The sequence below is a fragment of the Pseudomonas sp. CFBP13508 genome, from assembly GCF_005233515.1.
Lineage (GTDB): Bacteria > Pseudomonadota > Gammaproteobacteria > Pseudomonadales > Pseudomonadaceae > Aquipseudomonas > Aquipseudomonas mercuritolerans.
The window spans coordinates 391,390-416,763 of the sequence record NZ_QFZZ01000005.1 but is presented as its reverse complement, the minus strand read 5'-3'; the positions used below and the strand labels follow the sequence as shown (position 1 = coordinate 416,763).

Here is a 25,374-nt window from a genome sequence, read left to right as displayed (position 1 = left end):
TCGTCAGTCATTCATGAAAGAGGGGCAAGACTTCACAGCGTGGTGAAATCGATTGCCTGATACATATCGGCAGCCATGCCGGCAAAACTCAGCAACGCCGGTAATTGCCCGGCAAAGCCCTGAAAACTGTGGTCGCCGCCAGCCTGGATGCGCAAGGCACAGGCGCGGTAATACTGTTGGGCGAGGCGATAATCCAGCGTTTCGTCGCCGGTTTGCAACCAGACCTGATAACGCTGCGGATCCTGCGGTGGTGGCACTTCCAGTTCGGCCAGCGCCGTGACGTGGTCGTGGGTCAGTTCCCAGGTTTCATCGGTGTAGAGGTTCTTCTGCGTGCCCAGATAACCATCGAACATCCGGTGCGGGCTGACCGCCGGATTGACCAGAAGAGCTTTCAGGCCATGGCGCTCGGCCAGGTGAGTCGCATAGTAGCCGCCGAGCGAACTTCCCACCAGCAGCGGCCGGCCCAGCTCGGCGATTGCCTGCTCGAGCTGACCGATGGCTTCACGCGGATGGTGATGCAGCGCCGGCACGCGCAATTGCTCGCTCAAACCCAGCCGCTCCATGACCGCGACCAGCTGACAGGCCTTCTTCGAGGCCGGCGCGCTGTTGAAACCGTGGATATAGAGGATCGAACCGGACATTTGAGCTCCCTGGCTGTCGGCGAAAGATAGCGGAGTTTACAGTGAGAAGAGCCGGATTGGGGGTGGGCTCGATAAATTGGTGTAACAGCAAGAGCAGCCCTCACCCTAGCCCTCTCCCGGAGGGAGAGGGAACCGATTGGGGGATATTCGAGAGCTACACCGACCTGAACGTTTTGCTGCGAATCCATAATCGATATCGCTGTTTCAGGTCGATGCACAGCCAAAGACACCGCGGTCGGCCCCCTCTCTCCCGGAGGGAGAGGGGACCGAATGGGGGATATTGGAGAGCTACACCGACCTGACGTTTTGCTGCGAATCCATAATCGATATCGCTGTTTCAGGTCGATGCACAGCCAAAGACACCGCGGTCGGCCCCCTCTCTCCCGGAGGGAGAGGGAACCGATTGGGGGATATTCGAGAGCTACACCGACCTGACGTTTTGCTGCGAATCCATAATCGATATCGCTGTTTCAGGTCGATGCATAGCGCAAGACACCTCGGTCGGCCCCCTCTCCCTCCGGGAGAGGGCTGGGGTGAGGGTTTTTGATTGTCAGTTCAGTAGCCGTTGGAGCCGTAATCGACGGTGAACTCGAAGTCGCTGACCCGCTCGACGCCAGTTTCCAGTCGCCCATCCGGCAACAGCCGCAACCACCGATACCCCGGCGCCTGCTCGCCCACTTTGAAATCCGCACTCCCCGGCTCGAACTGGATGCACGTCGAAGGCGAGGCCATCAAGCGCACGCCATTGCGTTCGCGATCGATTTGCTGATGCACATGCCCCCACAACACCGCGCGAACCTGGGGAAAGCGATCCAGCACTTCAAAGAACGCTTCCGGGTTACGCAGGCCGATCGACTCCATCCACGCGCAGCCGATCGACACCGGATGATGATGCAGGCACACCAGATGATGACGCTCCGGCGCCTCGCTCAGCGCGCGGGCCAGCAGTTGCAATTGATCATCCTGCAGATAGCCCGGCACCGAACCCGGCACCGCCGAATCCAGCATCGTCACCCGCCAATTGCCGATATCGACTACCGATTCGAGCAAGGTGCTCTGCACCGCCGCCTCGGCCATGACCATCGGCTCGTCGTGATTGCCGGGAATCCAGCGCGCCGGGGCATTGATCTGCGCGCTCATCTGGCGGAAGGCCCGATACGACTCCAGCGTACCGTCCTGGGAAATATCTCCGGTCGCCAGCAGCAGGTCGATCCGCGCCTGTTGCGCCAACACCAGGTCGATGACCTGTTGCAGGCTCTCGCGGGTCTTCATGCCCAGCAGCTTGCTGTGCGCTTCAGCGAACAGGTGGCTGTCGGACAACTGCACCAGCAGCGCCGGGTCGGCGCTGGTCAATGTCGATACGCTGGGCAAGGCGCTCTCCCGGGGCTAGGCACACAATGGATGGGTGCGGCAATTATGCTGGGGGATGACAAAAAGGGGAAACCGCCGAAGCGGACGCAGTTCACAACTAGCGAACGACTTCGTACTCGTGCCCCAACGCCAGGCAATGACTCAGCCATTCGCCCAGAAACACATTGAGCTGGGCCTTTTCATCGGGCTGGTGCATGGCGGCGTTCGGGTAAGGATAGATGCCGCGAAAGCGTCGTGCATGTTCGGCGCTGACCACTTCGGCCATGCGCGCGTCGTGGTAGACCTGCACTTCCAGTTGCGGCACCGGCAACCATGGCAGGCTGAGCTCCTGGCGTACCTGCAAGGTCGTGGTGTACGGGCAGGTCTGCAGCACTTCGAGGGCGAGCACGCCGAGCATCTGCTCGCCCTGGGTCACAGCGATACGCCGCGCTTCGGGTTCGTTGCGCATGTCCGGCAGCAGTCGCATCAGGCGCGCGTAGTTGGCCTCGCAGGCGGCTTGCAGCCCCACAAGGTCAACCCGATAACGATCGCGCAGCTTGTTTACGACCATAGCCCCCTCACTTCGGCGCAATTGAGCGCCAGCCACTGCAAGGCGATAATGCTCGCCGCGTTGGCAATCCGACCGTCACGCACGGCCTGCAAGGCATCTTCAAATGCCCAGACCGTTACGCGAATGTCTTCGGCCTCTTCTTCCAGCCCGTGCAGACCGCCGACACCGTCGGTGCTGCAACGCCCCAGATACAAATGCACGAACTCGTTGCTGCCGCCCGGCGATGGAAAGTACTTGGTCATCGGCCACAGGGCCTGGAAATTCAGCCCAGCTTCCTCCTGCGCCTCGCGGTGAGCAACTTCTTCCGGTTGCTCATCCTTGTCGATCAGACCGGCGACCAGTTCGACCAGCCACGGGTTATCGGTCTTGCCCATGGCGCCGACGCGAAACTGCTCGATCAGCACCACTTCATCGCGCTGCGGATCGTAAGGCAGGACGCACACGGCATCGTGGCGCACGAAGATTTCCCGGTTGATCTCGCGGCTCATACCCCCGGCGAACAGCTCATGGCGCAAGTGCACACGGTCGAGCTTGTAGAAGCCCTCGTAGCATTTTTCACGCCGCACGATATCGACGACGGTCGGAATGGCGTTGGCAAAATCAGTCATGATCATCCTCTTTACTGCATATCCTTTACGGGGTTTCCATGTACAACCGGCAACCTCGACTTCGCGCCATCCTAACGCGCCCGCACCGTTTGATGCAGCCCCTTTACCGTCAGCGGGATGGACGGTGACGGTGAAACACACTCTAATCAGCTTAGTGGCGAACTGACTGCTCCGTTGAGAGTCGAAGCGGTATCTTTTTGCCTTCCCCTGCTTTCGAAAGGACGCCCATGTCGCTTTTCAAAATTGCCTCTGTGGCCGCTATTGCCCTGACTCTGGGCGCCTGTGCCAGCCTGTTCCAGCCCAACTATCGCACGCCGCTGGAAGCCACCCGCGACGCCTCGGAACAACTCAAACCCGGCTGTTCCAATCCCGATTGCCCGCTGGTGAACATCGACACCCTGCGCTTCCCGGACGAGCCGGCACTGGACGGCATCATCGAAAAACGTCTGCTGCAAATGACCCGCACCGAGAAGAACGCACCGGTCGCGCCAACCCTGGCCGCCTACCGCGAGCAGTTCCTCGCCAGCGCCGGCCCGCGCAACAGCAGCTATCTGCAAGCGAAAGTACGCGAGCAGCATGACGGACTGGTGATCATCGAGCTGTCGAGCTACCTCGACACCGGCGGCGCCCATGGCACGCCGGGTCGCGGTTTCATCAACTATTCGCGCCAGCAGCACAAGGTGCTGAACCTGTCCGACATGTTGCTGCCGGGTCAGGAAGAGGCATTCTGGAAAGCCGCGCAAGTGGCGCACAACAGTTGGCTGATCAGCACCAAGCTCGATCAGGAGGCGGAATTCGTTGCGAACTGGCCGTTCGTGAAAACCCCGCACGTGGCGCTGACCTACGGTGGCGTGATCCTCAAGTACGACGTGACCACCATCGCGCCCTATGCGCTGGGCCACGTCGAACTGAAGATTCCTTACCCGCGCCTGAACGGCATTCTCAAGCCTGAGCTGTTTCCCGGCCGTAACTGAAGGCCCGGCCCAGCACCAGTTGTAGCAACCCTGCCAGCACCAGCGCCGGCAGGGTTGCGCCGACATCCGGATACAGATTCGCCAGCAAGTGGTAGGTGCTCACGCCACCCAGCCACGCCAGCAACGCCGGCCAGCGCAATGCGGCTGAGGCGACCTGAGCACTGCGCTTGCGCAGGATGAAATGATCCACCAGCACCACGCCGAACAGCGGCGCAAACACCGAGCCAATCAACAGCAGGAAATTCTGGTACTGCGCCAACGGCGCCAGCAGTGCGATCAGCGTGCAGATCACGCCGATGGCCAAGGCCAGATGCTCGACTTTCAGACGCAACAGAATCCCGCTCGAGACCGCTGCCGAATGTATATCGGCAAAAGCGTTTTCCGACTCGTCGAGCAGAATCAGCAACAGCGGAATGCCCAGACCGGCACCAGCCAAGGCCAGCAGCAACGCATTGACTTCACCGCTCGGCGCAAACGCCAGGGTGTAGGCCACGCCAAGGCTCATCAGCCAGAAATTACCGATGAAAAAACCCACAGCCGTGCCACCAAACACATTCTTCGCGCGCTTGCCGAAACGCGAGTAGTCGGCAATCAATGGCAGCCACGACAGCGGCATGGCGATGGCAATGTCGAAGCCCACCGCGAACGGCATCGAACCGTCACCGGCGCGCGCCCACAGCGCCGCGAGGTCGGCTTTGGCAAACAGGTTCCAGGTTAGCCACAGGCACGCCGCGAGCAACAGCCAGATGCCCCACTTGCGCAGGATCTGCCGCACAAATGTCAACGGCCCGCTGACCGCGAGCAACGTTGCCAGCGCGCCGAAAAACAGCGTCCACAACACCGGGTTCGACCACAGCGAACCTTCGCTGAAGGCGCGGGTGCCGAGCAGGCTGGCGGCGTCGCGCATGACGATGATTTCGAACGAGCCCCAGCCGATCAGTTGCAGCAGATTGAGCAGCGCCGGCAGGCTCGCGCCTTTGCTGCCAAGGCTGAGCTTCAGCGCGGCCATTGATGACAGGCCGGTGTCGCTGCCGATCACGCCAACGGCGGCCAGCAACAGCACGCCGACCAGCGTGCCGAGGAAAATCGCCAGCAAAGAACCGGACAGACCCAGACCCGGCGCGAGCAATGCACCGGTCTGCAAAACCATCAGGCCGATGCCGAGGGAGAACCACAGGGAAAACAGATCGCGACCGCCGAAGACACGCTTGTCAGCGGGCACGGCGAGGTCGGGGGAATAAGTGCCGGGTTGAATGCTCAAGGGTGTTATCTCAAAGAGGAGCAGGAAAAAGCTGCAAGCTGCGAGCTGCAAGCTGCAAGTTAAAAGCGGTACGCGGACTGCTTCTGATCTCGCAGCTTGTAGCTTGTAGCTTGCCGCTTGTGGCTAGACTTTCTTGTACAGCTGACTGCCTTCCTTCTTGAACCGCTCGGCCTGCTCCGCCAGACCTTTGGCGACGTCCACGTCGACCGCGTCGATGCGCTGGTTGGCCGCATACTCGCGGACTTCCTGGGTGATCTTCATCGAGCAGAATTTCGGCCCGCACATCGAGCAGAAATGCGCGACCTTGGCCGAATCCTTCGGCAGGGTTTCGTCGTGATAGGAGCGCGCGGTGTCCGGGTCCAGGCCGAGGTTGAACTGGTCTTCCCAGCGAAATTCGAAACGCGCCTTGCTCAGTGCGTTATCACGAATCTGCGCGCCCGGATGTCCCTTGGCCAGGTCCGCCGCGTGCGCGGCGATCTTGTAAGTGATGATCCCGGTTTTCACGTCATCCTTGTTCGGCAGGCCCAAGTGTTCCTTCGGCGTCACGTAGCAGAGCATCGCGCAACCGAACCAGCCGATCATTGCCGCGCCGATACCGGAAGTGATGTGGTCATAGCCCGGCGCAATGTCGGTAGTCAGCGGGCCGAGGGTGTAGAACGGCGCCTCGTCGCAGCATTCGAGCTGTTTGTCCATGTTCTCTTTGATCAACTGCATCGGCACGTGGCCCGGGCCTTCGATCATGCATTGCACGTCGTGTTTCCAGGCGATCTTGGTCAGCTCGCCGAGGGTTTCCAGTTCGCCGAATTGCGCTTCGTCGTTGGCGTCGGCAATCGAGCCCGGACGCAGGCCATCGCCCAGCGAGAAGCTGACGTCGTAGGCCTTCATGATTTCGCAGATTTCGTCGAAGTGGGTGTAGAGGAAGTTCTCTTTGTGGTGCGCCAGGCACCACTTGGCCATGATCGAACCGCCACGGGAGACGATGCCGGTCACGCGTTTGGCAGTCAGCGGTACGTAGCGCAGGAGCACGCCGGCGTGAATGGTGAAGTAGTCGACGCCCTGCTCGGCCTGTTCGATCAGGGTGTCGCGGAACAGCTCCCAGGTCAGGTCTTCAGCGACGCCGTTGACCTTCTCCAGCGCCTGATAGATCGGCACGGTACCGATCGGCACCGGCGAGTTACGAATGATCCACTCGCGGGTTTCGTGAATGTGTTTGCCGGTGGACAGGTCCATCACCGTGTCCGAGCCCCAGCGAATGCCCCAGGTCAGTTTCGCCACTTCTTCTTCGATCGAAGAACCCAGGGCGCTGTTGCCGATGTTGCCGTTGATCTTCACCAGGAAGTTACGGCCGATGATCATCGGTTCCAGTTCGACGTGGTTGATGTTGGCGGGAATGATCGCGCGGCCGCGAGCGATTTCTTCGCGGACGAATTCCGCGGTGATTTCTTGCGGAATGCTTGCGCCGAAGCTGTGGCCGGCGTGTTGCTGCTTGAGCAGGCCAGCCGCGCGGGCCTCTTGCAGCTTCATGTTTTCGCGGATGGCGACGTATTCCATCTCGGCAGTGATGATGCCTTTGCGCGCGTAGTGCATCTGGCTGACGTTGGCCCCGACCTTGGCGCGGCGCGGGTTGTTGACGTGGGCAAAGCGCAGTTTGGTCAGTTCGGCATCGGCCAGACGCTGCTGACCGAAGTTCGAACTCAGGCCCGGCAGGCGCTCGGTGTCGCCACGGTCATCGATCCACGCCGAACGCACATCGCCGAGGCCTTTGCGCACGTCGATCACCACGTTCGGATCGGTGTACGGGCCGGAGGTGTCGTAGACCGTGACCGGGGCGTTGATCTCGCCGCCGAAATCGGTCGGGGTTACATCGAGGCTGATTTCGCGCATCGGTACGCGGATGTCCGGGCGCGAACCCTGAACGTAGACTTTTTGCGAACGGGTGAACGGCTTGACCGATTGCTCGTCGACCTTGGCCGAGTCACTCAGGTTGATCGCGTTTTTTTCTTTTGTTGTCATCACAGGCTCTCCAGACAGCATCCAGCAGTGGATTGTCGGAGCAGAACCTGAAAGGCACGGACGCACCAGGACCGGTGCTGTGCATTCGTCATGGCGTTCGATTGTCGAACAATATCCCGGACGAAGCACAAGAGGACTCGCCGGGTGACGAGAAATCTTGTTCCCTACGCAGGCGCTAACCTGATCAGGTTCAACGGGATCCGAAATTATTCGATCTCAGCCTCATAGCAAGGCACCCCGACAAGAACCCGGCCAGTCTAGACACAACCACCGAGGAACGCCAACACCGCAGCAAACGCCATGATGAATGGCGTAAATACCCAGGCTGGCCGATTGTTGCCGGAGCAATGCGCAACTACACTCGCTTGGCCTGCTCAGCCTTGACGCTGTGCGGGCTGCGCCTTACCTTTGGCGCCCGGATTACTTCCATAATATTCATGCTAGGGATCGCCTCATGCTGCGCAAACTTTCACTGGCTGTTGCCGTGTCCTGTGCGTCCAACACAATGGCCTGGGCAGCGGAAGCACCCTTGTCGACCAAAACCGATCTGGTCAGCGTCTACCAGGAAGCGGTCGACAATAACGCCGACCTCGCGGCGGCCCGCGCCCAGTATGGCGCGCAAAAAGAAGTGGTGCCCCAGGCCCGCGCCGGTCTGCTGCCGAACCTGTCCGGTGGCGCCGAAGTCGCCGACGTGCGCACCTCGATCGACCAACCCTCGGCCATCGCCAACCGCAGCGCGCATTCCTACCAGGCGACACTCGCGCAGCCGCTGTTCCGCGCCGATCGCTGGTTCCAGTATCAAGCAGCCAAGGACGTCAACGAACAGGCCGCGCTGCAACTGTCGGCGACCGAACAGAACCTGATCCTGCAATCGGCCGAAAGCTACTTCAACGTGCTGCGCAGCCAGGACAATCTGGCCTCGACCAAGGCTGAAGAAGCGGCGTTCAAACGTCAGCTCGACCAGTCCAACGAGCGTTTCGATGTCGGCCTCTCGGACAAGACCGACGTGCTGCAATCGCAAGCCAGTTACGACACCGCGCGAGCCAACCGTATCGTCGCCCAGCGTCAGGTCGATGATGCGTTCCAGGCGTTGATCACCCTGACCAACCGTCAGTACAACTCGATTCAGGGCATCGTCCACACGCTGCCGATCCTGCCGCCGGCGCCCAACGATGCGAAATCCTGGGTCGACACGGCGGCGCGGCAGAACCTCAATCTGCTCGCCAGCAACTACGCGGTCAGCTCCGCCGAGCAGACGCTCAAGCAGCGCAAGGCCGGCCACCTGCCGACTCTCGACGCCGTGGCGAAATACGAGAAAGGCGACAACGACGCCCTCGGCTTCGCCAACCCCAACTCGTTCGGCGCGCCTTATGGCGGTAACGTCGAGCAGAGCACCCTGGGCCTGCAACTGAACATCCCGATCTACAGCGGCGGGCTGACCAGTTCGCAAGTGCGTCAGTCCTATGCGCAACTGGATCAGAGCGAACAGCAGCGCGAATCGCTGCGCCGGCAAGTGGTGGAAAACACCCGCAATCTGCACCGCGCGGTGAACACCGACGTTGAGCAGGTGCAGGCGCGCCGCCAGTCGATCATCTCCAACCAAAGTGCGGTGGAAGCCACGGAAATCGGTTATCAGGTCGGCACACGCAACATCGTCGACGTGCTCGACGCGCAGCGCCAGCTGTACACCTCGGTGCGCAACTACAACAACACCCGCTACGACTACATCCTCGACAACCTGCGCCTGAAGCAGGCGGCGGGGACGCTGAATCCGGGTGACCTGGAAGATCTGCGGCGCTATCTGAAAGCCGACTACAACCCGGACAAGGACTTCCTGCCGCCGGATCTGGCGTCGGCGGCTGAAGCGCAGCTCAAGGCCCGGCCATAAACAATCTGGATGAATCCCCTGTGGTGAGGGGATTTATCCCCGTCCGGCTGCGCAGCAGTCGTAAATCCTGCTTGTCAGATCTGACTGAATCACCGCGCTGAATGGTTTCGGGGCCGCTTCGCAACCCAGCGGGGATGAATCCCTGTGGTGAGGGGATTTATCCCCGTCCGGCTGCGCAGCAGTCGTAGATCCTGTTTGTCAGATCTGACTGAATCACCGCGCTGAATGGTTTTGGGGCTGCTTCGCAACCCAGCGGGGATAAATCCCCTCGCCACAGTATGGCCCGGCCATAAACAATCTGAATGAACCTCTGTGGTGAGGGGATTTATCCCCGTCCGGCTGCGCAGCAGTCGTAAATCCGGCTTGCCAGATCTGACTGAATCACCGCGCTGAATGGTTTGGGGCTGCTTCGCAACCCAGCGGGGATAAATCCCCTCGCCACAGTAAGGCCCGGCCATGAACAATCTGGAATGAACCCCTGTGGTGAGGGGATTTATCCCCGTCCGGCTGCGCAGCAGTCGTAAATCCGGCTTGCCAGATCTGACTGAATCACCGCGCTGAATGGTTTTGGGGCTGCTTCGCACCCCAGCGGGGATGAATCCCCTCGCCACGGTAATATTCCAGGCGATTATTGGATCAGCCGCGCCAAGCCATCCACCAGCCGCTGTAACGCGCCCTGATTGCGGCGCATCACCGCCAGCCCGGCCTCGGCCATGCGCTGCGCATCACGCGGCAGTTCGAACAAGCGCTGCACCTCGACTGCGAGGCCTTCGGCATCATCCACTTCGGCCAACGCCCCGGCTTCGCGCAACTGCGCGGCGATGTCGAGGAAGTTGAACAGGTGCGGGCCGCTGAGTACCGGTTTCGCCAGCGCGGCGGGTTCGAGCAGGTTGTGCCCGCCATTCGGCACCAGACTGCCGCCGACAAATGCGCTGTCGGCCAGGGCATAGAGAAACAGCAACTCGCCCATGGTGTCGCCAAGCAGCACGCGCGTCTGCGCATCGACATTGGCCCCGGTCGAGCGACGTACCGTGGCGAAACCTTCGCGCTGGCACAGGTCGAACACCGAATTGAAGCGCTCGGGATGACGCGGTACCAGAATCAGCAACGCATCGGGATGGCTGGCAAGCAATCGACGATGGGCGTCAAGCACCACTTCGTCTTCGCCTTCGTGAGTGCTCGCGGCGATCCATACCGGGCGATCCTGCGCCTGCCATTGGTTACGCAGTTCGGCTGCGCGTTGCAGCAGTTGCGGGTCGATGGTCAGGTCGAACTTGATCGAGCCGGTGACTTCAACCGTCTCCGGCCGGGCGCCCAGATCACGGAAGCGCTGGGCCTCGGCTTCGGTCTGCACGGCGAACAGGCTCATCTCATCCAGCATCGGCGCGGTCAATTTACTGAAGCGGCCATAACCGCGTGCCGAGCGCTCGGACAGTCGCCCATTGGCCAAGGCCACCGGAATTCCGCGCTTGGCACATTGATGAATATGGTTGGGCCACAGCTCGGTTTCCATGATCACCGCAAGTTTCGGCTGCACGCGATCAAGAAAACGCGCCGCCGCACACGGCAAGTCGTACGGCAAATAACAGTGCTGCATGCGCGGCTCGTTGGCGAACAGTGCCTGAATCCGCTCCGAACCGGTCGGGGTCATGCAGGTCACGGTGATCGGCAGCGTCGGATAGCGCTCCAGCAGCGCGCGGATCATCGGCGCGGCAGCAATGCTTTCGCCGACCGACACCGCGTGCACCCAGATGCCGCCGGGCTGCAAGGTCGGCATGCCAAGAGTAAAGCGCTCGCCAATGCGCTTGGCATAGGCCGGCGCCTTGCGTGCGCGCAGCCACAGCCGAATCGCCACCAATGGCAGCCCCAGGTAAAACAGCGCGGTGTAGAGAGTTCTATTCATGGCGGCGGAGTTTATCGGCTTTTGTCGCCGATCGCCCGCAAGTGCACGGCAAAACGTTCCGCCAGCCAGCGCGCGGCCGGGCCGAGCGGTTCGTCGCGGCGCCAGACCAGTTCCACCACCAGCGCTGGCGGCGTCCATTCGCTATCGAGTTCAACCATTTGGCCCTGATACGCCGAGTACTGCACAACGTGGCGCGGCAACCACGCCCAGCCGAGATCGCGCACCAGCCATTCGGACATCACGTAAAAGCTGTCGGCGCGCCACACCTGCGGGCTGGCCGGCTCGTTGCCGGGATAGACGCTGGTCTGCGTCGACATCAGCAATTGCCGGTGCTGCGCCAGTTGCTCGCACGTCACGTAAGCCTGCTGCGCCAGCGGATGATTGACGCCGCAGACCGTGACCATTTCCACTCGACCCAGCACGCGGCGCTCAAGGGCTTCGGGGATTTCATCGTGATAGAACAGCAGGCCGAGGTCGGCCCGACGCTCGACCAGTTTGCGTGCAACTTCACCTTGGGCGGCGCTAGTCAGTTGCACTTCCAGGCTGGGAAACTGCTCGGCCAGTTCACCGAAACTTTCCACCAGCGCCTGATACGGCATCGCCTCGTCCTGAGCCATTCGCAATTGCGCCTCCTGGCCGCGCAGCATGGCCATGGCCCTGCCGTTGAGGCGCTCGCACTGGCGCAACACTTCGCGGGCTTCTTCCAGCAACGCCGCGCCCGCCTCGGTGAGCATCGGCTGCCGACCGCTGCTGCGCTCGAACAGACTCACGCCCAAATCCTCTTCGAGCATCGCAACAGCACTGCTGATCGCCGATTGCGCCTTGCGTTGTCGGCGCGCCACGGCGGAGAACGAACGCTGCTCGGCGACGTCGACAAATATGCGTAGCTGCTCAAGATTCCATTGCATGCGCGCTTTCGACCTATCTCTAGAACAGATAGGTAATGACTTTACCCCATCTGAGCAGTCCCTAGAATGTCACCTCAGCAAGCAACGTTTTATTTGAGGATCACAACCATGAACGCCTACGTCTATCTGGCCATCGCCATCTGCGCCGAAGTGATCGCCACCGTTTCGATGAAAGCGGTCAAGGGCTTCAGCACGCCGCTGCCGCTGATTCTGGTGATTGTCGGCTACGGGATCGCATTCTGGATGCTGACGCTGGTGGTGCGCACCGTACCGGTGGGCGTTGCCTATGCCGTCTGGGCGGGGATGGGCATTGTCATGGTCAGCGTCGCCGCTCTGTTCATTTACGGGCAGAAGCTCGACGTACCGGCGATGCTGGGGATGGCGTTGATCGTGCTGGGGGTCGTCGTGATTCAGCTGTTTTCGAAAACCGCCGGGCATTAAAAAGCAGCAGCAAGCTTCAAGCGGCAAGCCGCAAGCATTGCTGATTTGCTGGTCCGGGTTGCAGCTTGCAGCTTGAAGCTTGAAACTTGCGGCTTCTTCAAGCTCCGAGGTCGCTGCATGCCATCCGTTATTTCCACCGACATTCTGATTGTCGGCGCTGGTGTCGCCGGCCTCTGGCTGAATGCGCGCCTGCGCGGTCAGGGTTTTTCGACCGTGCTGGTGGAAAGCGCCAGCCTCGGTGGCGGGCAGAGCGTGAAGTCCCAGGGCATCATCCATGGCGGCGCCAAATACGCGCTGCACGGTGCGCTGACTGGCGCCTCGGAAGCCATCGCCGACATGCCGCGCCGCTGGCGCGAGGCGTTGGCCGGCAATGGCGAGCTGGATCTGTCCGGCGTGCGCCTGCTGTCCGAAGCGCATTACCTGTGGTCGCCAGGCACACTGGCCGGCAATCTCACCAGTTTCTTCGCCAGTAAAGCCGTGCGTGGCCGGGTCGATCAGGTCAAGGGCGATGAACTGCCGCCGGCCCTGCAAGACAAGCGTTTCAAGGGCAAGGTCTATCGCCTCGCCGAACTGGTGGTCGACGTGCCGAGCCTGATCCAGCGTCTGGCCGAGCTGGCCGGCGACGGTCTGCTCGCCGGTCAGGTCATCGAGCCGCTGCTGGAAGCCGGTGTGCTGGTCGGCCTGAAAGTCGATGGGCGGGAGATCCGCGCCCAGCGCATCGTCCTCAGTGCTGGCGCCGGCACTGCCGAACTGCTCGAAGCGTTGGGCCTCAGTCGTCCGGCCATGCAGCGCCGACCACTGCACATGATCCTCGCGAAGGGCCCCGGCTTGAAACCGCTGTACGCGCACTGCCTGGGCGGCGGCACCAAGCCGCGCATCACCGTGACCGCGCACCCGGCCGCTGACGGCCAGTGGGTCTGGTACATGGGCGGCGACATTGCCGAAAGCGAAGGCGTGGCCCGCGAGCCGGCCGAACAGATCGCCACCGCGCAAAAGGAAATCGCCCAGCTGCTGCCATGGATCGACCTCAGCACCACGCAATGGGCAACCCTGCGCGTCGACCGCGCCGAGCCGCTGCAAAGCGGCCTTACCCGCCCGGACAACGCTTTCCTCGCCGAGGAGGGTCGCTTGCTCGTCGGCTGGCCGACCAAACTGGCACTGGCGCCAGACTTCGCCGACCGCGTTATCGCGTCGCTGCAACGCGACGGCATCCAGCCGCAGGCGACTGAACCGCTGCCGCCATTGCCGAAACCGCCGCTCGGCGTACCCGCGTGGGAGCAACTGCTGCCATGACCATCGCCACTCTGCACGAACTGCATCGCCCGCTGGGCAGCACCGGCCTGTCGGTTTCGCCGTTGGGCCTGGGCACAGTCAAACTCGGCCGCGATCAAGGGGTGAAATACCCCAACGGCTTTCAGATTCCCGGCGATGACGAGGCGCGCATGCTGCTGCGCCAGGCGCGGGATCTGGGCATCAACCTGATCGACACCGCACCGGCCTATGGTCGCAGCGAAGAACGCCTCGGCCCGCTGCTACGCGGCCAGCGACAGGATTGGGTGATTGTCAGCAAGGTCGGCGAAGAGTTTGCCGACGGCCTGTCGCGCCACGACTTCAGCGCTGCGCACACGCGAATGTCGGTCGAACGCAGCCTGCAACGTCTGGAAACGGATTTTATCGACCTGGTCCTCGTGCACTCGGACGGCAACGACATGGCCATCCTTGAGCACGAAGAGGTGTACGTCACCCTCGCGGCGCTGAAGGCCGAGGGCAAGATTCGCGGCTTCGGCTTTTCCGGCAAAACCGTCGAAGGCGGCTTGAAAGCGCTGGAGCAAGGCGACTGTGCGATGGTCACCTACAATCTGAACGAACAAAACGAAAAGGCGGTCATTGACTATGCTGCTGCCCACGGCAAAGCGATTCTGGTGAAAAAAGCCTTGGCCAGCGGTCATGTCTGTCTGAGTCCGGGAGTCGATCCGGTGCGCGCCAGCTTCGAGTTGCTGTTCACTCAGCCCGGCGTCGCCAGTGCTATTGTCGGCACCATCAATCCGCTGCACCTCGCCCATAACGCCGCGACCGTTGCCCAGGTCCTGCGTGGTCACTGACGCCGCCCCGCGGCCTTAAGCAGGAGCCGATATGCCGCGCACGCTCATCCGCAAGAACCCGAGCAACTTCAAGACGCTGCCGCTGTTCGTCGAAGCCACACCCGAAGGCCTGAGCTATCAGAGCGTCGGCATGCCGCTGAACTTCGCCCAGACCCTGCAACGGCGTAAACCGGTCAGCGTCGCCGACAGCGAGCGCTTCGCCCTGGAACTGGCCAACCTCGGCGTGTCCGTGCGCCTGACCCTGCATTGGCAGAATCGCGATTACTGGGTGCTGGTGCGCCAGCGTCGGCAGGATCGCGGCGACGTGGTACTGAAGCTGATTTCCGGCTACGTGCCGGCCCACGAATTGAATATTCCGCTGCACACAGCGATTCAGGAAATTGCCGAAGAGTGTCTGCTGGAAACCCCGGAAGGCTGGCTCGGCGGGCGTTTCAACGACACCTGGCTGCCTGCGCCCTACTCCGCCGCGCTGCATTACCGCGAAGCGCTGCCGTTCCGCCTTACGCCATTGTCCGGATCCGCACGGCCGGTGCGCTGCGCCAACCTGCAATTGCTGGAGCGGCCACGGGCCTACGTGCATTTGCCGACGGCATCACTGCAATTGATCTATGACTTGCGCCTGGACGTACCCAAGGAAGCGAAATCCCTGAGCCTGTTTCATGTCGATGAGCGTCTGGAAGGCGATCAACTGGTGGCGCGGCTCGATCGCAAACGGCCTGACCTGTACTTGATGCCATTGCACGACGGTCAGCCGCTGCCCGAGTTGTATACGCTGAAAAAGGATCAACTGTATCCGGCGAGTACGCGCGGTCTGTATCTGGCTGAAAGCTTTGCCCGACAGGATGGCTGGCTGGTGCGCGATGAGCGGATTCGCTGGAAGGACTGGTTGCGCCAACAGGGCCTGACGCCACCAGAGAAGGCCACTGGACTGGCACGCCTGCGCGGCAAGGCCAGGCAGTTGCTGAAGAAAATCGTACCGCGCAAGAAAGTGAATTCCTGAAAGCAAAAGATCGCAGCCTTCGACAACTCCTGCATTGGAATGTATTTCCCTGTAGGAGCTGCCGCAGGCTGCGATCTTTTGATCTTATCGGCCGCGGATCTTTTCCACGATCGCTGTCGTCGAGCTGTTTTCCACCAGACCCAAAACTTTCACGGTGCCGCCGTAAGCGGTAACGATATCGGCGCCGACTACCTGATCGATGCCGTAATCGCCGCCCTTGACCAACACATCCGGTTTGACCTCGCGCAGCAGGTTTTCCGGCGTGCCTTCAGAAAAGCTGATCACCCAGTCCACCGCGCCGAGACCGGCAAGTACCGCCATGCGTCGATCAACGCTGTTGATCGGCCGGCCCGGCCCTTTCAGGCGGCTGACCGAGGCGTCATCGTTGACCGCGACGATCAGACGATCGCCTTGAGCGCGGGCCTGCTCCAGATAGGTCACGTGGCCGGCATGGAGGATGTCGAAGCAGCCATTGGTGAAGACAATCCGCTCGTTGTGCGCACGGGCATCGTCAACCGCCAGCAGTAGTTGCTCAAGACCCAGCACACCTCGCTCCGAACCCTCTTCGCGCTGAATGGCGCGGCGCAGCTCCGGGGCGCTGATCGCTGCTGTACCGAGCTTGCCGACGACGATACCGGCCGCCAGATTGGCCAGCGCCACCGCGTGCGGCAGTTCTTCGCCAGCGGCAATGGCTGCCGCCAATGTCGAAATCACCGTATCGCCGGCACCGGTCACGTCGAACACTTCGCGGGCGCGGGCCGGCAGGTGCAACGCCGGATGATCCGGGCGCAACAAGGTCATGCCGTGTTCGCCGCGGGTCACCAGCAGTGCGCCGAGGTCGAGTTCCTGCATCAGCACGGCGCCTTTGCTCACCAGCTCGTGCTCGTCGGCGCAACCACCGACGATGGTTTCGAACTCGCTGAGGTTCGGCGTGATCAGGCTGGCGCCGCGGTAGATCGAAAAATCCTTGCCCTTCGGATCGGCCAGCACCGGAATGCCCTTGGCACGGGCGGCCTGGATCAGCGTCTGATGATTCTTCAGCGCGCCTTTACCGTAATCCGACAGCACCAGCACTTTGATGCCTTCCAGCAGCTCGTCGACCTGCGCGGTCAATGCCAGCGCATCGGTGGCAAACACTTCTTCAAAATCGATACGCAGCAGTTGCTGATGCCGGCTCATGACCCGCAGCTTGACGATGGTAGGTTGATGGGCGATGCGCTGAAACAGGGCTCGTACGCCCGCACCCTTGAGACTGTTGCTCAGGCTGTCGGCGGCTTCGTCATCGCCGGTCACGCCCACCAGCGATGCCGGTGCGCCCAGCGCGGCAATGTTCAGCGCCACGTTGGCGGCACCGCCCGGGCGATCTTCGATCTGCTCGACCTTGACCACCGGCACCGGCGCCTCAGGAGAAATCCGTGAGGTTCCGCCATGCCAGTAACGGTCGAGCATGACATCGCCGACCACCAAGACAGGGGCTTGATCGAATCGCGGCATCGACAATTTCATGGAGCAACCCACATACAAAATGAACAGGGGCGCGATATTAACAGGATCGCGCACACCGGGAATACACGAGGGTGAGGCTGGCTCACCCTGGTCTGCAGATCAGGCAATGTCTTCGGCCGGGGCATCCAGGCCCATCGCATGCAGACGCGCATAGTAGCCATTGTGGGCAAGCAGTTGGGCATGCGTGCCGCGCTCGACGATTTCGCCCTGATCCATGACCAGAATCAGATCGGCCTTCTCGATGGTCGACAAACGGTGGGCAATCACCAGCGTGGTGCGGCCCTTCATGACATGGTCGAGTGCCGCCTGAATGTGCCGCTCTGATTCGGTATCGAGGGCCGACGTCGCTTCGTCGAGGATCAGCAGCGGGGCATTTTTCAACAGCGCCCGGGCGATCGCCAGACGCTGACGCTGTCCACCAGACAACAGCACACCGTTCTCGCCGACCTGGGTATCGAGGCCCTGGGGCATCTGCGCGATGAAGTCCATGGCGAATGCGTCCCGCGCGGCTTTCTCGATATCTTCCCGAGGCGCGCCTGCCAGATCGCCGTAAGCGATGTTGTTGGCGATGGTGTCGTTGAACAGCGTTACATGCTGAGTGACCTGCGCCACATGGCGACGCAGATTGCGCAGGCGATAATCTTCGATCTCGACATCATCGAGCAGAATCTCGCCGGTCTCGTGGTGATAGAAACGCGGAATCAGACTGGCCAGCGTCGATTTGCCGCTGCCGGAACGCCCGACCAGGGCGATCATCTGACCTGGCGATGCGGTAAAGCTGATGTTTTTCAGCACTTCCCGTTCAGTGCCCGGGTAAGTGAAGCTGAGGTTGTTCACCGCCAGATGGCCACTGACCCGATCACGCTCGATCGTGCCAGTATCGATTTCCGGTTCAACGTCGAGTTGCTCGAAAATGCTTTCTGCACCGGCCACGCCTTTCTGGATGGTCGAGCTGACTTCGGACAATTGCCGGATCGGTTTCGGCAGCAGGCCCGCGGCCGTGATGTAGGCCACCAGATCACCGGCCGTTGCATCACCGCGCAGGAACAGCACCAGGAACATCAGCACGGCCATGGCGGTATAGATCACCAGTTGCAGCATCGGCGTATACACCGCGCCGGTCTTGGTCATACGCAATTGTTTGTCGGTGTTGCTCTGGCTGGCCGCGGCAAAACGCTGCTGCTCATAAGCCTCGCCACCGAAACTGCGCACAACGCGATAGCCTTGAATGGTTTCGGAAGCGACGTGGGTGACATCGCCCATGGCCACTTGAATCTTCTTGCTCTGCTTGCGGAATTTCTTGCTGGTGTTGCCGACCATGAACGCGATCACCGGCAGGATCGCCAGCATCACCAGGGTCAGCTTCCAGTTCATCCAGAGCAGATAGGCGAACAGGAAGACCACGGTCAGGCCTTCGCGGATCACCACTTTGATGGCATCGGTAGCGGCGCCGGTGACCATGGTCACGTTGAAGGTGATGCGCGAGATCAGATGACCCGAGTTGTGGGTATCGAAATAGCGGTTGGGCAATACCAACAGCTTGTTGAACAATTCGATACGCAGGTCATGCACCAGCCCCAACGAAACCCTCGCCAGGTAATAGTTGCCGAGAAACGAGCCGAGGCCTTGCCACGCGGCGATCAGGATGATCAGCAACGGCACAGCCATCAACAGCTGCACGTCTCGCAGATAGGGCACATTGGGGAAGAGCACCGCTTCAGGGTTGCTCAGGCCATCGACGAAATACTTGAGAATCCCGGCCAGCATCGGTTGCGTGGAGGCAAAGATCACGAAGCCCACGATACTCAGCAGGAAAAGACCGATATAGGGTTTTACGTACCCCAACAGCCGAAAGTAGATTTTCAGGCTGGATTCCTGTTCCGCTTTGGGCGGTGCGTCAGTCATCGTAGAGCTCACTGGTTAAGAAGAACGCGAAATTTTATCACAAGCGCCGCCATTGGCCCGCGCCCATACCAAAACGCTGGCAAGCCCCAACGGCAGCCAGCTGATGAACCACTCGGCACGAGGGGTGCCGGTCAGGCTGGCAGCGTCGAACTGCATCGCCAGTGTCGAGAACAGCCAGATACCGATAACCCCACGGGCATAAAGGGTCTCGCGAACTTTCCAAGCCTGGAGAATCACGCCGAACCAGACGGCAGCCCATAACAGCAGTCCCGGCAGACCCAGCACGATCGCAACATGCGTGAACAGATTGTGGGCGTGGTCGAAAGTCATGCCCGACCAGAAAACCCGATAGTCCCCACCCAGGCCCAACCCACCCCAGGGATGTTTGGCGATCATATCCAGAGAGGCCATCAGAATCTGCGGACGATACGAGACCCCGCGCGCCAGCACCAATGGTTCGAAAAACCACAGCGCAAGCATGGCCACCACCAGAGCTACGGCCGCGACGATGCGACTGTGGCGGTCACGGCACCACATCGGCATGGCCAGGATGGTGAGAAACAATGCCAATCCCGCACCACGACTCTGACTCATCAGCACAAATGTGCCCAGCACCGCCAGCGCCAACGCATAGATCACTTGCCATATCACACCGCGGGGCGCCCACAATGCCAGCCACACAGCCGCCACACCGATCACATAGCCACCGAGGATCGGATGCGCCAGCTCACCCAGCCCTTCCACCCGGGCGGACCAGACGTTGCCTTCTATGCCGTAGAACTTGACGATAGCCACCAGCGCAGTCACTGCCAGCCCCAGCCCGCCCCACTGCATGATGCGGATCAATCGCTCGGGACGCCCATTGGCAAACACCGGAAAAAACAGCAGAAACACCACGATGTACAACAGGCGCTTGGCTTCGCGGCCGGGCTCAGGTGCGTTTGTCCATGCCAGACTGATCAGCGACCAGATCAGCAGACCGAGCATTGGCAGGTAGATCCAGCGTTGCTCATGGAGCACTGCCATGACGCGATGGCGCGCCGGCCAACACAGCAACAGCGCCGGCAACCAGACGAGAGCGACCAGCCCTTGTTGGTAGACCTTGTTGGTGGGCGCTACGGCAATGGCCAGTAGAAACCACAAGAGCCCTGTCGCCATCCATAGTTGCGCCCAGCGTGTTTCCTGCATCAATCTGCTCCTGACAAGGGTTCGCCCATGCGACGCGGCATGGTTAAAATCGAAACTTTTCGGCATCATTGCCCGCTACAACACCCCGCACTTTCGACAAGGCTTCCTACGATGCGATGCTCCCGGCTTTCACAAGCCGCTCTAGACCAAATGATCGACGCTGCCAAAGTGCTGGAAGCGGACAGCTACGGGCCGAAAGTCTACCTGCTGCAGGATGGAAAAATTCTTAAACTGTTCCGTCGCAAACGGTTTTTTTCATCCGCTTTGTTTCGCCCCTATTCGAAGCGATTCATCGACAATGCCGTCGAACTGCAAAAGCTCGGCGTACCGACGTTGCAGATTCTCCAGTTCTTCCGCCTCGAGAAACCCGGCATGACCGCCGTGCTGTATCAGCCTCTGCCAGGGCAAACGCTGCGGCAGATCGCCAGCGAGCAAGGGTTCGACTGGAAGCAGGCATTGCCGGATCTGGCCGCCCTGATACGCAGCCTGCACCGCTCGGGCATCTATTTCCGCTCCCTGCATCTTGGCAATATCGTCGTCACACCAGACAACCGCATGGGCCTGATCGATGTCGCCGACATGCGCTTTACCCGTGGACCGTTGCCCGAACGCTTGATCAGACGCAACCTGCAACATTTCGCCCGCTATATTGCGCGCGAGAAGCTGAACGACAGCTTTCCGATGCAAGCACTGGAGCGCGCAGTGTTGTCGTCATGAAAACAATGCGCGGGCAGCCTGGCTGAAGCTCGACCAGGCCTCGTCCGGCGCAAGCATCCGGTATTGCTCGGCATTGATCGCCCGAGATGAGGCACTGAAGGCTCGGCCAATGGCCTCGGACCATGCTTGCGTGTCATTGACCGGGGCATACCAGCCAGCGCTGCCCAGCTGTTCGCTGAACACTTCCAGATCGCTGCACAGCACCGGTACGCCGGCCATCACCGCCTCCTGCATGACCAGCCCCAAGCCCTCTTCCAACGAAGGTATGGCAACCCAGTCGAATGCACGATAAAGCTGCGCTGCTTCGTTCAGATGCCCGGTCAGCAAGACCTTCCCATGCAAGCCAAGCGCTTCGATGCGCTGCTCCAGGGCCGTACGTTTGGAGCCCTCACCAATAATGACCAGGCGCAAGTCCGGGCGGGTGTCGAGTGCTGCAGCAAAGGCATCAAGCAGATAGCCGAAACCCTTTTCGGAGACCAGCCGCCCCACCGCGCCCAATACCGGCGTATCGCCTTGCGGCAATCCCAACCGTGCCCGGGCTTGCTCGCGGGTGAACAGCTCAGCGCGAAATGCCTCCGGATCGAACGCACTTCGCAACGGAGTGACAGGCATCTGCAGATCATGAGCCAGCGAATCGGCAAGGGTGCTGGAGACAGCAACCAATGTCAGCCGGGACGCCGGCAATGCCTGAAAAAGTGCCTGATCGCCGGCATTCAGACGTGCCGAGCCATGGAAAATCACCACGACGCGGATGTCTGGCAGACTCTTGAGGACCGGCAATAACGTGCGTGCCACCCCCATGCCGTCCAGCAGCAGCAATCGAGCGTCACTGTCCACTAGCGCCTGGCGAAACCTCGCCCGCATCAATGGCCTGGCGAAGCGCCAGAAATGCCGGCCTTTGAGGCGGGCCGACGATAATTGCCACTCCCGCACCTCGCCGACGTCCACGCCGCACTCGGTTCCTTGCCCCTGGAGCAGCCAGGTCTTGACCTCCGCCGAAGGCGAGGCCTGAGACAATATCTGCTGGTGCACTTTATGGATTGATGCGAACGGAGCACCACCGGCCCACATGATATTCAGGATATTCATCGGGCAGAAAGCCGTTGCATGGATTTGCGGGGACAAGCTGCGGCGTACTCGAACTCAGTTGATGAACCAGCCAATGCAGACTCCCAGCAATAGAAACAGGGCGAACTTGATCTGTTCGCGGCGATTGCGGCGCGCTTTGCGTTCACGCTCGACATCCGTTTGCACATGCAGGCCGAAACCGGTGTGCATGACCGCGTCTGCCTCGAGGATCAAGGCGTCCCTGTTCAATTGCGAGTAGCGCTGTGACAAGGCCTTTTCGCCACCGTGCCCGGCGAAAGGTGCACACAACCGATAGTCCTCGAGTCGGCGCAACCCCGGGTTCAGCGAGAACCCCTGCCACTCCGGCTTGTCGGAAATCAGCGGATAACACGCGACGCCATCGACAATCTCGCGCGCGCCCAAATGGATATAAGGGCTGTGAACACGCAGATCGTGATTATAGCTGCGCAACCAGATCTGCAGAATTTCCGGCCGGGCCTCCAGAATAGTCATGGAGTCTTCCACGAACCCCGGACGGTAGAACTCCCAGTCGTCTTCGCAATGGAAGATATAAGGCGTAGTGACCTGCCCGTAGGCCAGGTCGATCGATGCCAACTGGCCCAGCTTCGGACGATTGACGAAGATCGTGCAATGCTCTTTCCAGTGCGCAGGCAGAATCCCGGCAACGCCTTCGTCGCCGGCATCTTCGGTGATGAACACTTCACGAATGGGTGCCGTGTTGTATCGGTCGAAGCTGTCGAGAGTGGTCTTGAGCAGATCGAGTCGACCGCAGCTGGTAACCACCAATGTAATCTGGCTTTCTTTGGAAAATTGCACCGAAATCTCGTTAATCAGAAGTCGCCAGCAATATCACTGGCTATATGACACTTGTCAAATGCCCAGTTTCAGGCGGATTTTTTCCAGCAGACTCAGCGGCGCCCGCTCACGCAGCGGTTGCTCAAGCTCTTCAACGATGCGCTGACCGATCCGCGCAAAACTGAACTGACGTACCGCCAGCTCACGACCATTGTCAGCGATGCGCTGCGCCAGTTGCGGATCTTCGCGCAGCCTGGCCAGTTTTTCCTGCAACTGCGTGATCGTCTGATAGAACACCACGTTGTGCATGTCCTGCAAACCCAGCGCCGCGCCTTCGGCGGCGCCTTGATCATAGGCCAGCAGGACGCAGCCGCAAGCCATGGCTTCGAAGTTCTTGATCATGAACTCGCCCATGCCCACGTCCGCGCTGACAAAAAAGCGGATACGGTTGAGCGTTTCCAGATATTCAGCCCCTGACTTGGTCCGCGTTACCAGCAGCGGCTCGACCTGACCCAATTCATCCAGCAGTGCCTTGCGACCGCTGTAGGCCACACTGTTGGTACTGCCGACGAAGGCAAGTTCGATATCCCGCTCGCGCCCCAGGTCTTGCAATTGCGTCTGATCGTAGCCCTTGGGCACGAACACGGCGTCGAAGCCCTCCGAGCGCAGGCGCTCGGCAACCACGAAACCGGAACTGATCACGCGTGCCCACGGCAAGCGGCGGTAGTGCGCGCTGAACTTGCCAGTGTATTTGCAGGGGATGTAATTCTGATAGGCGTCGTGCTCCAGAATCACCAGATTGGGGATGGTGCGGATAAACCCGACTTGACGGATCTCCTGCTTGAAGCGCAAGAAAAACACGATGCGGTCATAGCGCGAAACGTCGACTTCGCGGCGGAAATATCGACGCAGATTGCGCTGCTCGTCACCACTCAACCAGCGCAAATCGCAATCGCAATGGGCTGCAACACCCTCGTACAAACGATCGAGTATGGCCCGTTGATCTTTCTGCACCAGAAATAGAACTTTCATTGTCTTCCTTGCCGCAACAGCAACCCGAGCAAACCTGAACATGCCCGCCCGCAAGAAGGTCTTGCGCGGGCGCCTGTGTCGTTACAAACGCCAGAACAGTTCATGTCGCCGAACCGCCTTGCGGAAAAATTCGTTCTCGCCATAAGGCGAACCGGAGCGCCCTGCCAGCAATCGCTGCAAGCCACGACGCAAGCGGCGCTTGAACGGCGCGGGCGGCTGCAGGTCATGCATCATCCCCAGGGCCATGGCCTTGTCACGCTGCTGCGCCACCGACAACGCCAGGCATACAGGCTGCACCGGCACGCCAGCATCAAAGGCCGGCGGCAGCGCCACGCCATCACCACTGTTACCCATCGGCCACCGATCGTTATCGTGCAGGTGGTTGGCATAACCGAGCAGCGTCGGCTGCCAGTCCAGACCTTTCAACACTTCAAGCACAGCCTGCTGCGCGCAGATGTGGTCAGGATGCGGGTCGAGCGCCGGATGCGGCAGCACGATGACCTCTGGACGCGCGCGCAGCATGGTTTCGCGCAGATCGGCCAGCAGATTGTTCCAGGTCGGCGCGCCGTCGGCGTCACCCGGGAGCACAAATGGATTGAATTGACGGAACAGGCGGGTATCGCTCAAATCCGCTTCGCGCGAGCCCACCGGTTGCTCCGGCTTGTCACGCATCGCGGCCAGTTGCAGGCAGAAATACCCGAACTGCACGCAACGCTCTTGGGCGACACCGGCCCACTGCGGAACCGTGAGACTGTCCCAGGCGCGCAAACGTCCCTTGAGCCGTGCGGCGTCGACCTTGCTCATGCCCATCTGTTGGTAATGTTCGGCCTCGATTTCGCCAGCGGTCAGGGTGACGATCCAGGCCTCTTCGGCCTGACTGTACAAGCCGAACGCCGCCAGTTCCGCATCATCCGCGTGAGGCGCAATGACCATGACCCGCTGGTGACGATACTCGGCGTGCTCCAGCGCCCACAGCACCGGCTCTCCCGATACGCGACAGAAGCGTCCGCGCAGGCGCAACACGCCTTCGGACAACGCTTGCGCCTGCCCGCTGAGGTTCAGGTAGCGCAGGCCACGGACACCGCGCTCAAAGGTTTGCACGTCAGGATTGGCGCCGCCCGACAACTCGACCCGAGGATCGAAGAAGCGTCCCAGCCAGGTGCCTTTGACCCGCACCGCCAGGATCAGCGTCGCGTCGTCGGCCAGCATCACACCTTCATCCAGACGCAACTGCTCGCCGTGCAGATGCACCTTCGGCTGCGGCGTATACGCCGGGAAGCTGTATTGGTAATCGTCGCCGGGCGCGTAGAACAGATGATCGGCAAACCACGCCTCATGAGCGATCCAGCCGCCAATCAGCAACACCGGGGCCAGCCACCAGGCAACCAGTACGCTCAGTGCGATGATGGCGGCCAGCGCAACCAACACAGCCACGCGCTTGTTGCGTCGATGGCGCTTGAGCAATTGCTGTTTGCGGCTCAT

At 60.9% G+C, this 25,374-nt stretch carries 22 protein-coding genes and 1 riboswitch; of the genes, 7 read left to right on the top strand and 15 right to left on the bottom strand.

Annotated elements, in window-relative coordinates; translation table 11 throughout:
• Positions 1–32: 32 nt before the first annotated feature.
• The 4 genes from PspCFBP13508_RS17050 to PspCFBP13508_RS17030 all read right to left on the bottom strand — a co-directional run bounded on the left by PspCFBP13508_RS17050 (position 33) and on the right by PspCFBP13508_RS17030 (position 3,170).
• Entirely contained in the window at positions 33–641 is a 609-nt protein-coding gene (locus PspCFBP13508_RS17050) for a YqiA/YcfP family alpha/beta fold hydrolase (protein WP_076565352.1), read from the bottom strand.
• A 555-nt stretch (positions 642–1,196) separates the two neighbouring features.
• Positions 1,197–2,012, bottom strand: coding sequence for a 3',5'-cyclic-AMP phosphodiesterase (gene cpdA, locus PspCFBP13508_RS17040; protein ID WP_137215185.1), 816 nt, complete (start codon positions 2,010–2,012; stop codon positions 1,197–1,199).
• 97 nt (positions 2,013–2,109) lie between these two features.
• Positions 2,110–2,562: a DUF1249 domain-containing protein gene (locus PspCFBP13508_RS17035; RefSeq protein WP_130909844.1), complete on the bottom strand. Its 453-nt coding sequence runs from the start codon at positions 2,560–2,562 to the stop codon at positions 2,110–2,112.
• Positions 2,553–3,170, bottom strand: a complete 618-nt coding sequence (locus PspCFBP13508_RS17030) for an NUDIX domain-containing protein (RefSeq protein ID WP_137215184.1) — start codon at positions 3,168–3,170, stop codon at positions 2,553–2,555. The genes PspCFBP13508_RS17035 and PspCFBP13508_RS17030 overlap by 10 nt, the downstream gene beginning before the upstream one ends.
• 227 nt (positions 3,171–3,397) lie before the next feature.
• On the opposite strand from PspCFBP13508_RS17030, the gene PspCFBP13508_RS17025 reads away from it, so the two are divergent.
• Entirely contained in the window at positions 3,398–4,144 is a 747-nt protein-coding gene (locus PspCFBP13508_RS17025) for an RsiV family protein (RefSeq protein ID WP_137215183.1), read from the top strand.
• On the opposite strand, the gene cytX is transcribed toward PspCFBP13508_RS17025, so the two are convergent.
• Positions 4,113–5,405, bottom strand: coding sequence for a putative hydroxymethylpyrimidine transporter CytX (cytX, locus tag PspCFBP13508_RS17020; protein ID WP_137215182.1), 1,293 nt, complete (start codon positions 5,403–5,405; stop codon positions 4,113–4,115). The two genes, PspCFBP13508_RS17025 and cytX, sit on opposite strands and share 32 nt — an antisense overlap.
• A 123-nt stretch (positions 5,406–5,528) precedes the next feature.
• On the bottom strand, positions 5,529–7,418 hold the full coding sequence (thiC, locus tag PspCFBP13508_RS17015) for a phosphomethylpyrimidine synthase ThiC (RefSeq protein WP_137215181.1): 1,890 nt from the start codon (positions 7,416–7,418) through the stop codon (positions 5,529–5,531).
• Positions 7,419–7,562: 144 nt separating this feature from the next.
• Positions 7,563–7,668: riboswitch (TPP riboswitch) on the bottom strand.
• 204 nt (positions 7,669–7,872) lie between these two features.
• Between thiC and PspCFBP13508_RS17010 the strand changes: the two genes are divergently transcribed.
• On the top strand, positions 7,873–9,306 hold the full coding sequence (locus tag PspCFBP13508_RS17010; protein ID WP_016771977.1) for a TolC family outer membrane protein: 1,434 nt from the start codon (positions 7,873–7,875) through the stop codon (positions 9,304–9,306).
• Between the two features lie 628 nt (positions 9,307–9,934).
• On the opposite strand, the gene waaA is transcribed toward PspCFBP13508_RS17010, so the two are convergent.
• Together waaA and PspCFBP13508_RS17000 are read right to left on the bottom strand one after the other, a co-directional pair.
• A complete protein-coding gene (gene waaA / locus PspCFBP13508_RS17005) occupies positions 9,935–11,209 on the bottom strand; it encodes a lipid IV(A) 3-deoxy-D-manno-octulosonic acid transferase (RefSeq protein ID WP_137215180.1) in 1,275 nt (424 codons plus the stop codon).
• Between the two features lie 11 nt (positions 11,210–11,220).
• Complete coding sequence (locus PspCFBP13508_RS17000) at positions 11,221–12,117, bottom strand: LysR family transcriptional regulator (protein WP_137215179.1); 897 nt, start codon at positions 12,115–12,117, stop codon at positions 11,221–11,223.
• A gap of 108 nt (positions 12,118–12,225) precedes the next feature.
• On the opposite strand from PspCFBP13508_RS17000, the gene PspCFBP13508_RS16995 reads away from it, so the two are divergent.
• The 4 genes from PspCFBP13508_RS16995 to PspCFBP13508_RS16980 all read left to right on the top strand — a co-directional run bounded on the left by PspCFBP13508_RS16995 (position 12,226) and on the right by PspCFBP13508_RS16980 (position 15,660).
• Positions 12,226–12,558 (top strand): multidrug efflux SMR transporter, encoded by a 333-nt coding sequence (locus PspCFBP13508_RS16995; protein WP_016771980.1) that lies wholly within the window; start codon positions 12,226–12,228, stop codon positions 12,556–12,558.
• Between the two features lie 117 nt (positions 12,559–12,675).
• Positions 12,676–13,851: an FAD-dependent oxidoreductase gene (locus PspCFBP13508_RS16990; protein ID WP_137215178.1), complete on the top strand. Its 1,176-nt coding sequence runs from the start codon at positions 12,676–12,678 to the stop codon at positions 13,849–13,851.
• A complete protein-coding gene (locus PspCFBP13508_RS16985; RefSeq protein ID WP_137215177.1) occupies positions 13,848–14,660 on the top strand; it encodes an aldo/keto reductase in 813 nt (270 codons plus the stop codon). Before PspCFBP13508_RS16990 ends, PspCFBP13508_RS16985 begins: the two co-directional genes overlap by 4 nt.
• 31 nt (positions 14,661–14,691) lie before the next feature.
• Positions 14,692–15,660, top strand: coding sequence for a metal ABC transporter ATPase (locus tag PspCFBP13508_RS16980; RefSeq protein WP_073471655.1), 969 nt, complete (start codon positions 14,692–14,694; stop codon positions 15,658–15,660).
• Between the two features lie 84 nt (positions 15,661–15,744).
• On the opposite strand, the gene hldE is transcribed toward PspCFBP13508_RS16980, so the two are convergent.
• From hldE to PspCFBP13508_RS16965, 3 genes are all read right to left on the bottom strand, one after another.
• Positions 15,745–17,166: a bifunctional D-glycero-beta-D-manno-heptose-7-phosphate kinase/D-glycero-beta-D-manno-heptose 1-phosphate adenylyltransferase HldE gene (gene hldE, locus PspCFBP13508_RS16975; RefSeq protein ID WP_137215176.1), complete on the bottom strand. Its 1,422-nt coding sequence runs from the start codon at positions 17,164–17,166 to the stop codon at positions 15,745–15,747.
• Between the two features lie 99 nt (positions 17,167–17,265).
• Positions 17,266–19,071: a lipid A export permease/ATP-binding protein MsbA gene (msbA, locus tag PspCFBP13508_RS16970; RefSeq protein ID WP_016771984.1), complete on the bottom strand. Its 1,806-nt coding sequence runs from the start codon at positions 19,069–19,071 to the stop codon at positions 17,266–17,268.
• A 15-nt stretch (positions 19,072–19,086) separates the two neighbouring features.
• Entirely contained in the window at positions 19,087–20,259 is a 1,173-nt protein-coding gene (locus PspCFBP13508_RS16965; RefSeq protein WP_137215175.1) for an O-antigen ligase family protein, read from the bottom strand.
• A 111-nt stretch (positions 20,260–20,370) separates the two neighbouring features.
• Between PspCFBP13508_RS16965 and PspCFBP13508_RS16960 the strand changes: the two genes are divergently transcribed.
• Positions 20,371–20,976, top strand: a complete 606-nt coding sequence (locus PspCFBP13508_RS16960) for a toluene tolerance protein (protein ID WP_130912201.1) — start codon at positions 20,371–20,373, stop codon at positions 20,974–20,976.
• Here the strand turns inward: PspCFBP13508_RS16960 and PspCFBP13508_RS16955 are convergent.
• The 4 genes from PspCFBP13508_RS16955 to PspCFBP13508_RS16940 form a co-directional block, all read right to left on the bottom strand.
• Positions 20,971–22,065: a glycosyltransferase gene (locus tag PspCFBP13508_RS16955; RefSeq protein WP_137215174.1), complete on the bottom strand. Its 1,095-nt coding sequence runs from the start codon at positions 22,063–22,065 to the stop codon at positions 20,971–20,973. The two genes, PspCFBP13508_RS16960 and PspCFBP13508_RS16955, sit on opposite strands and share 6 nt — an antisense overlap.
• 54 nt (positions 22,066–22,119) lie before the next feature.
• On the bottom strand, positions 22,120–22,881 hold the full coding sequence (locus tag PspCFBP13508_RS16950) for a glycosyltransferase family 2 protein (RefSeq protein WP_130912194.1): 762 nt from the start codon (positions 22,879–22,881) through the stop codon (positions 22,120–22,122).
• Positions 22,882–22,935: 54 nt separating this feature from the next.
• Positions 22,936–23,892: a glycosyltransferase gene (locus tag PspCFBP13508_RS16945; RefSeq protein WP_137215173.1), complete on the bottom strand. Its 957-nt coding sequence runs from the start codon at positions 23,890–23,892 to the stop codon at positions 22,936–22,938.
• 81 nt (positions 23,893–23,973) lie between these two features.
• Positions 23,974–25,374: a PIG-L family deacetylase gene (locus PspCFBP13508_RS16940; protein ID WP_137215172.1), complete on the bottom strand. Its 1,401-nt coding sequence runs from the start codon at positions 25,372–25,374 to the stop codon at positions 23,974–23,976.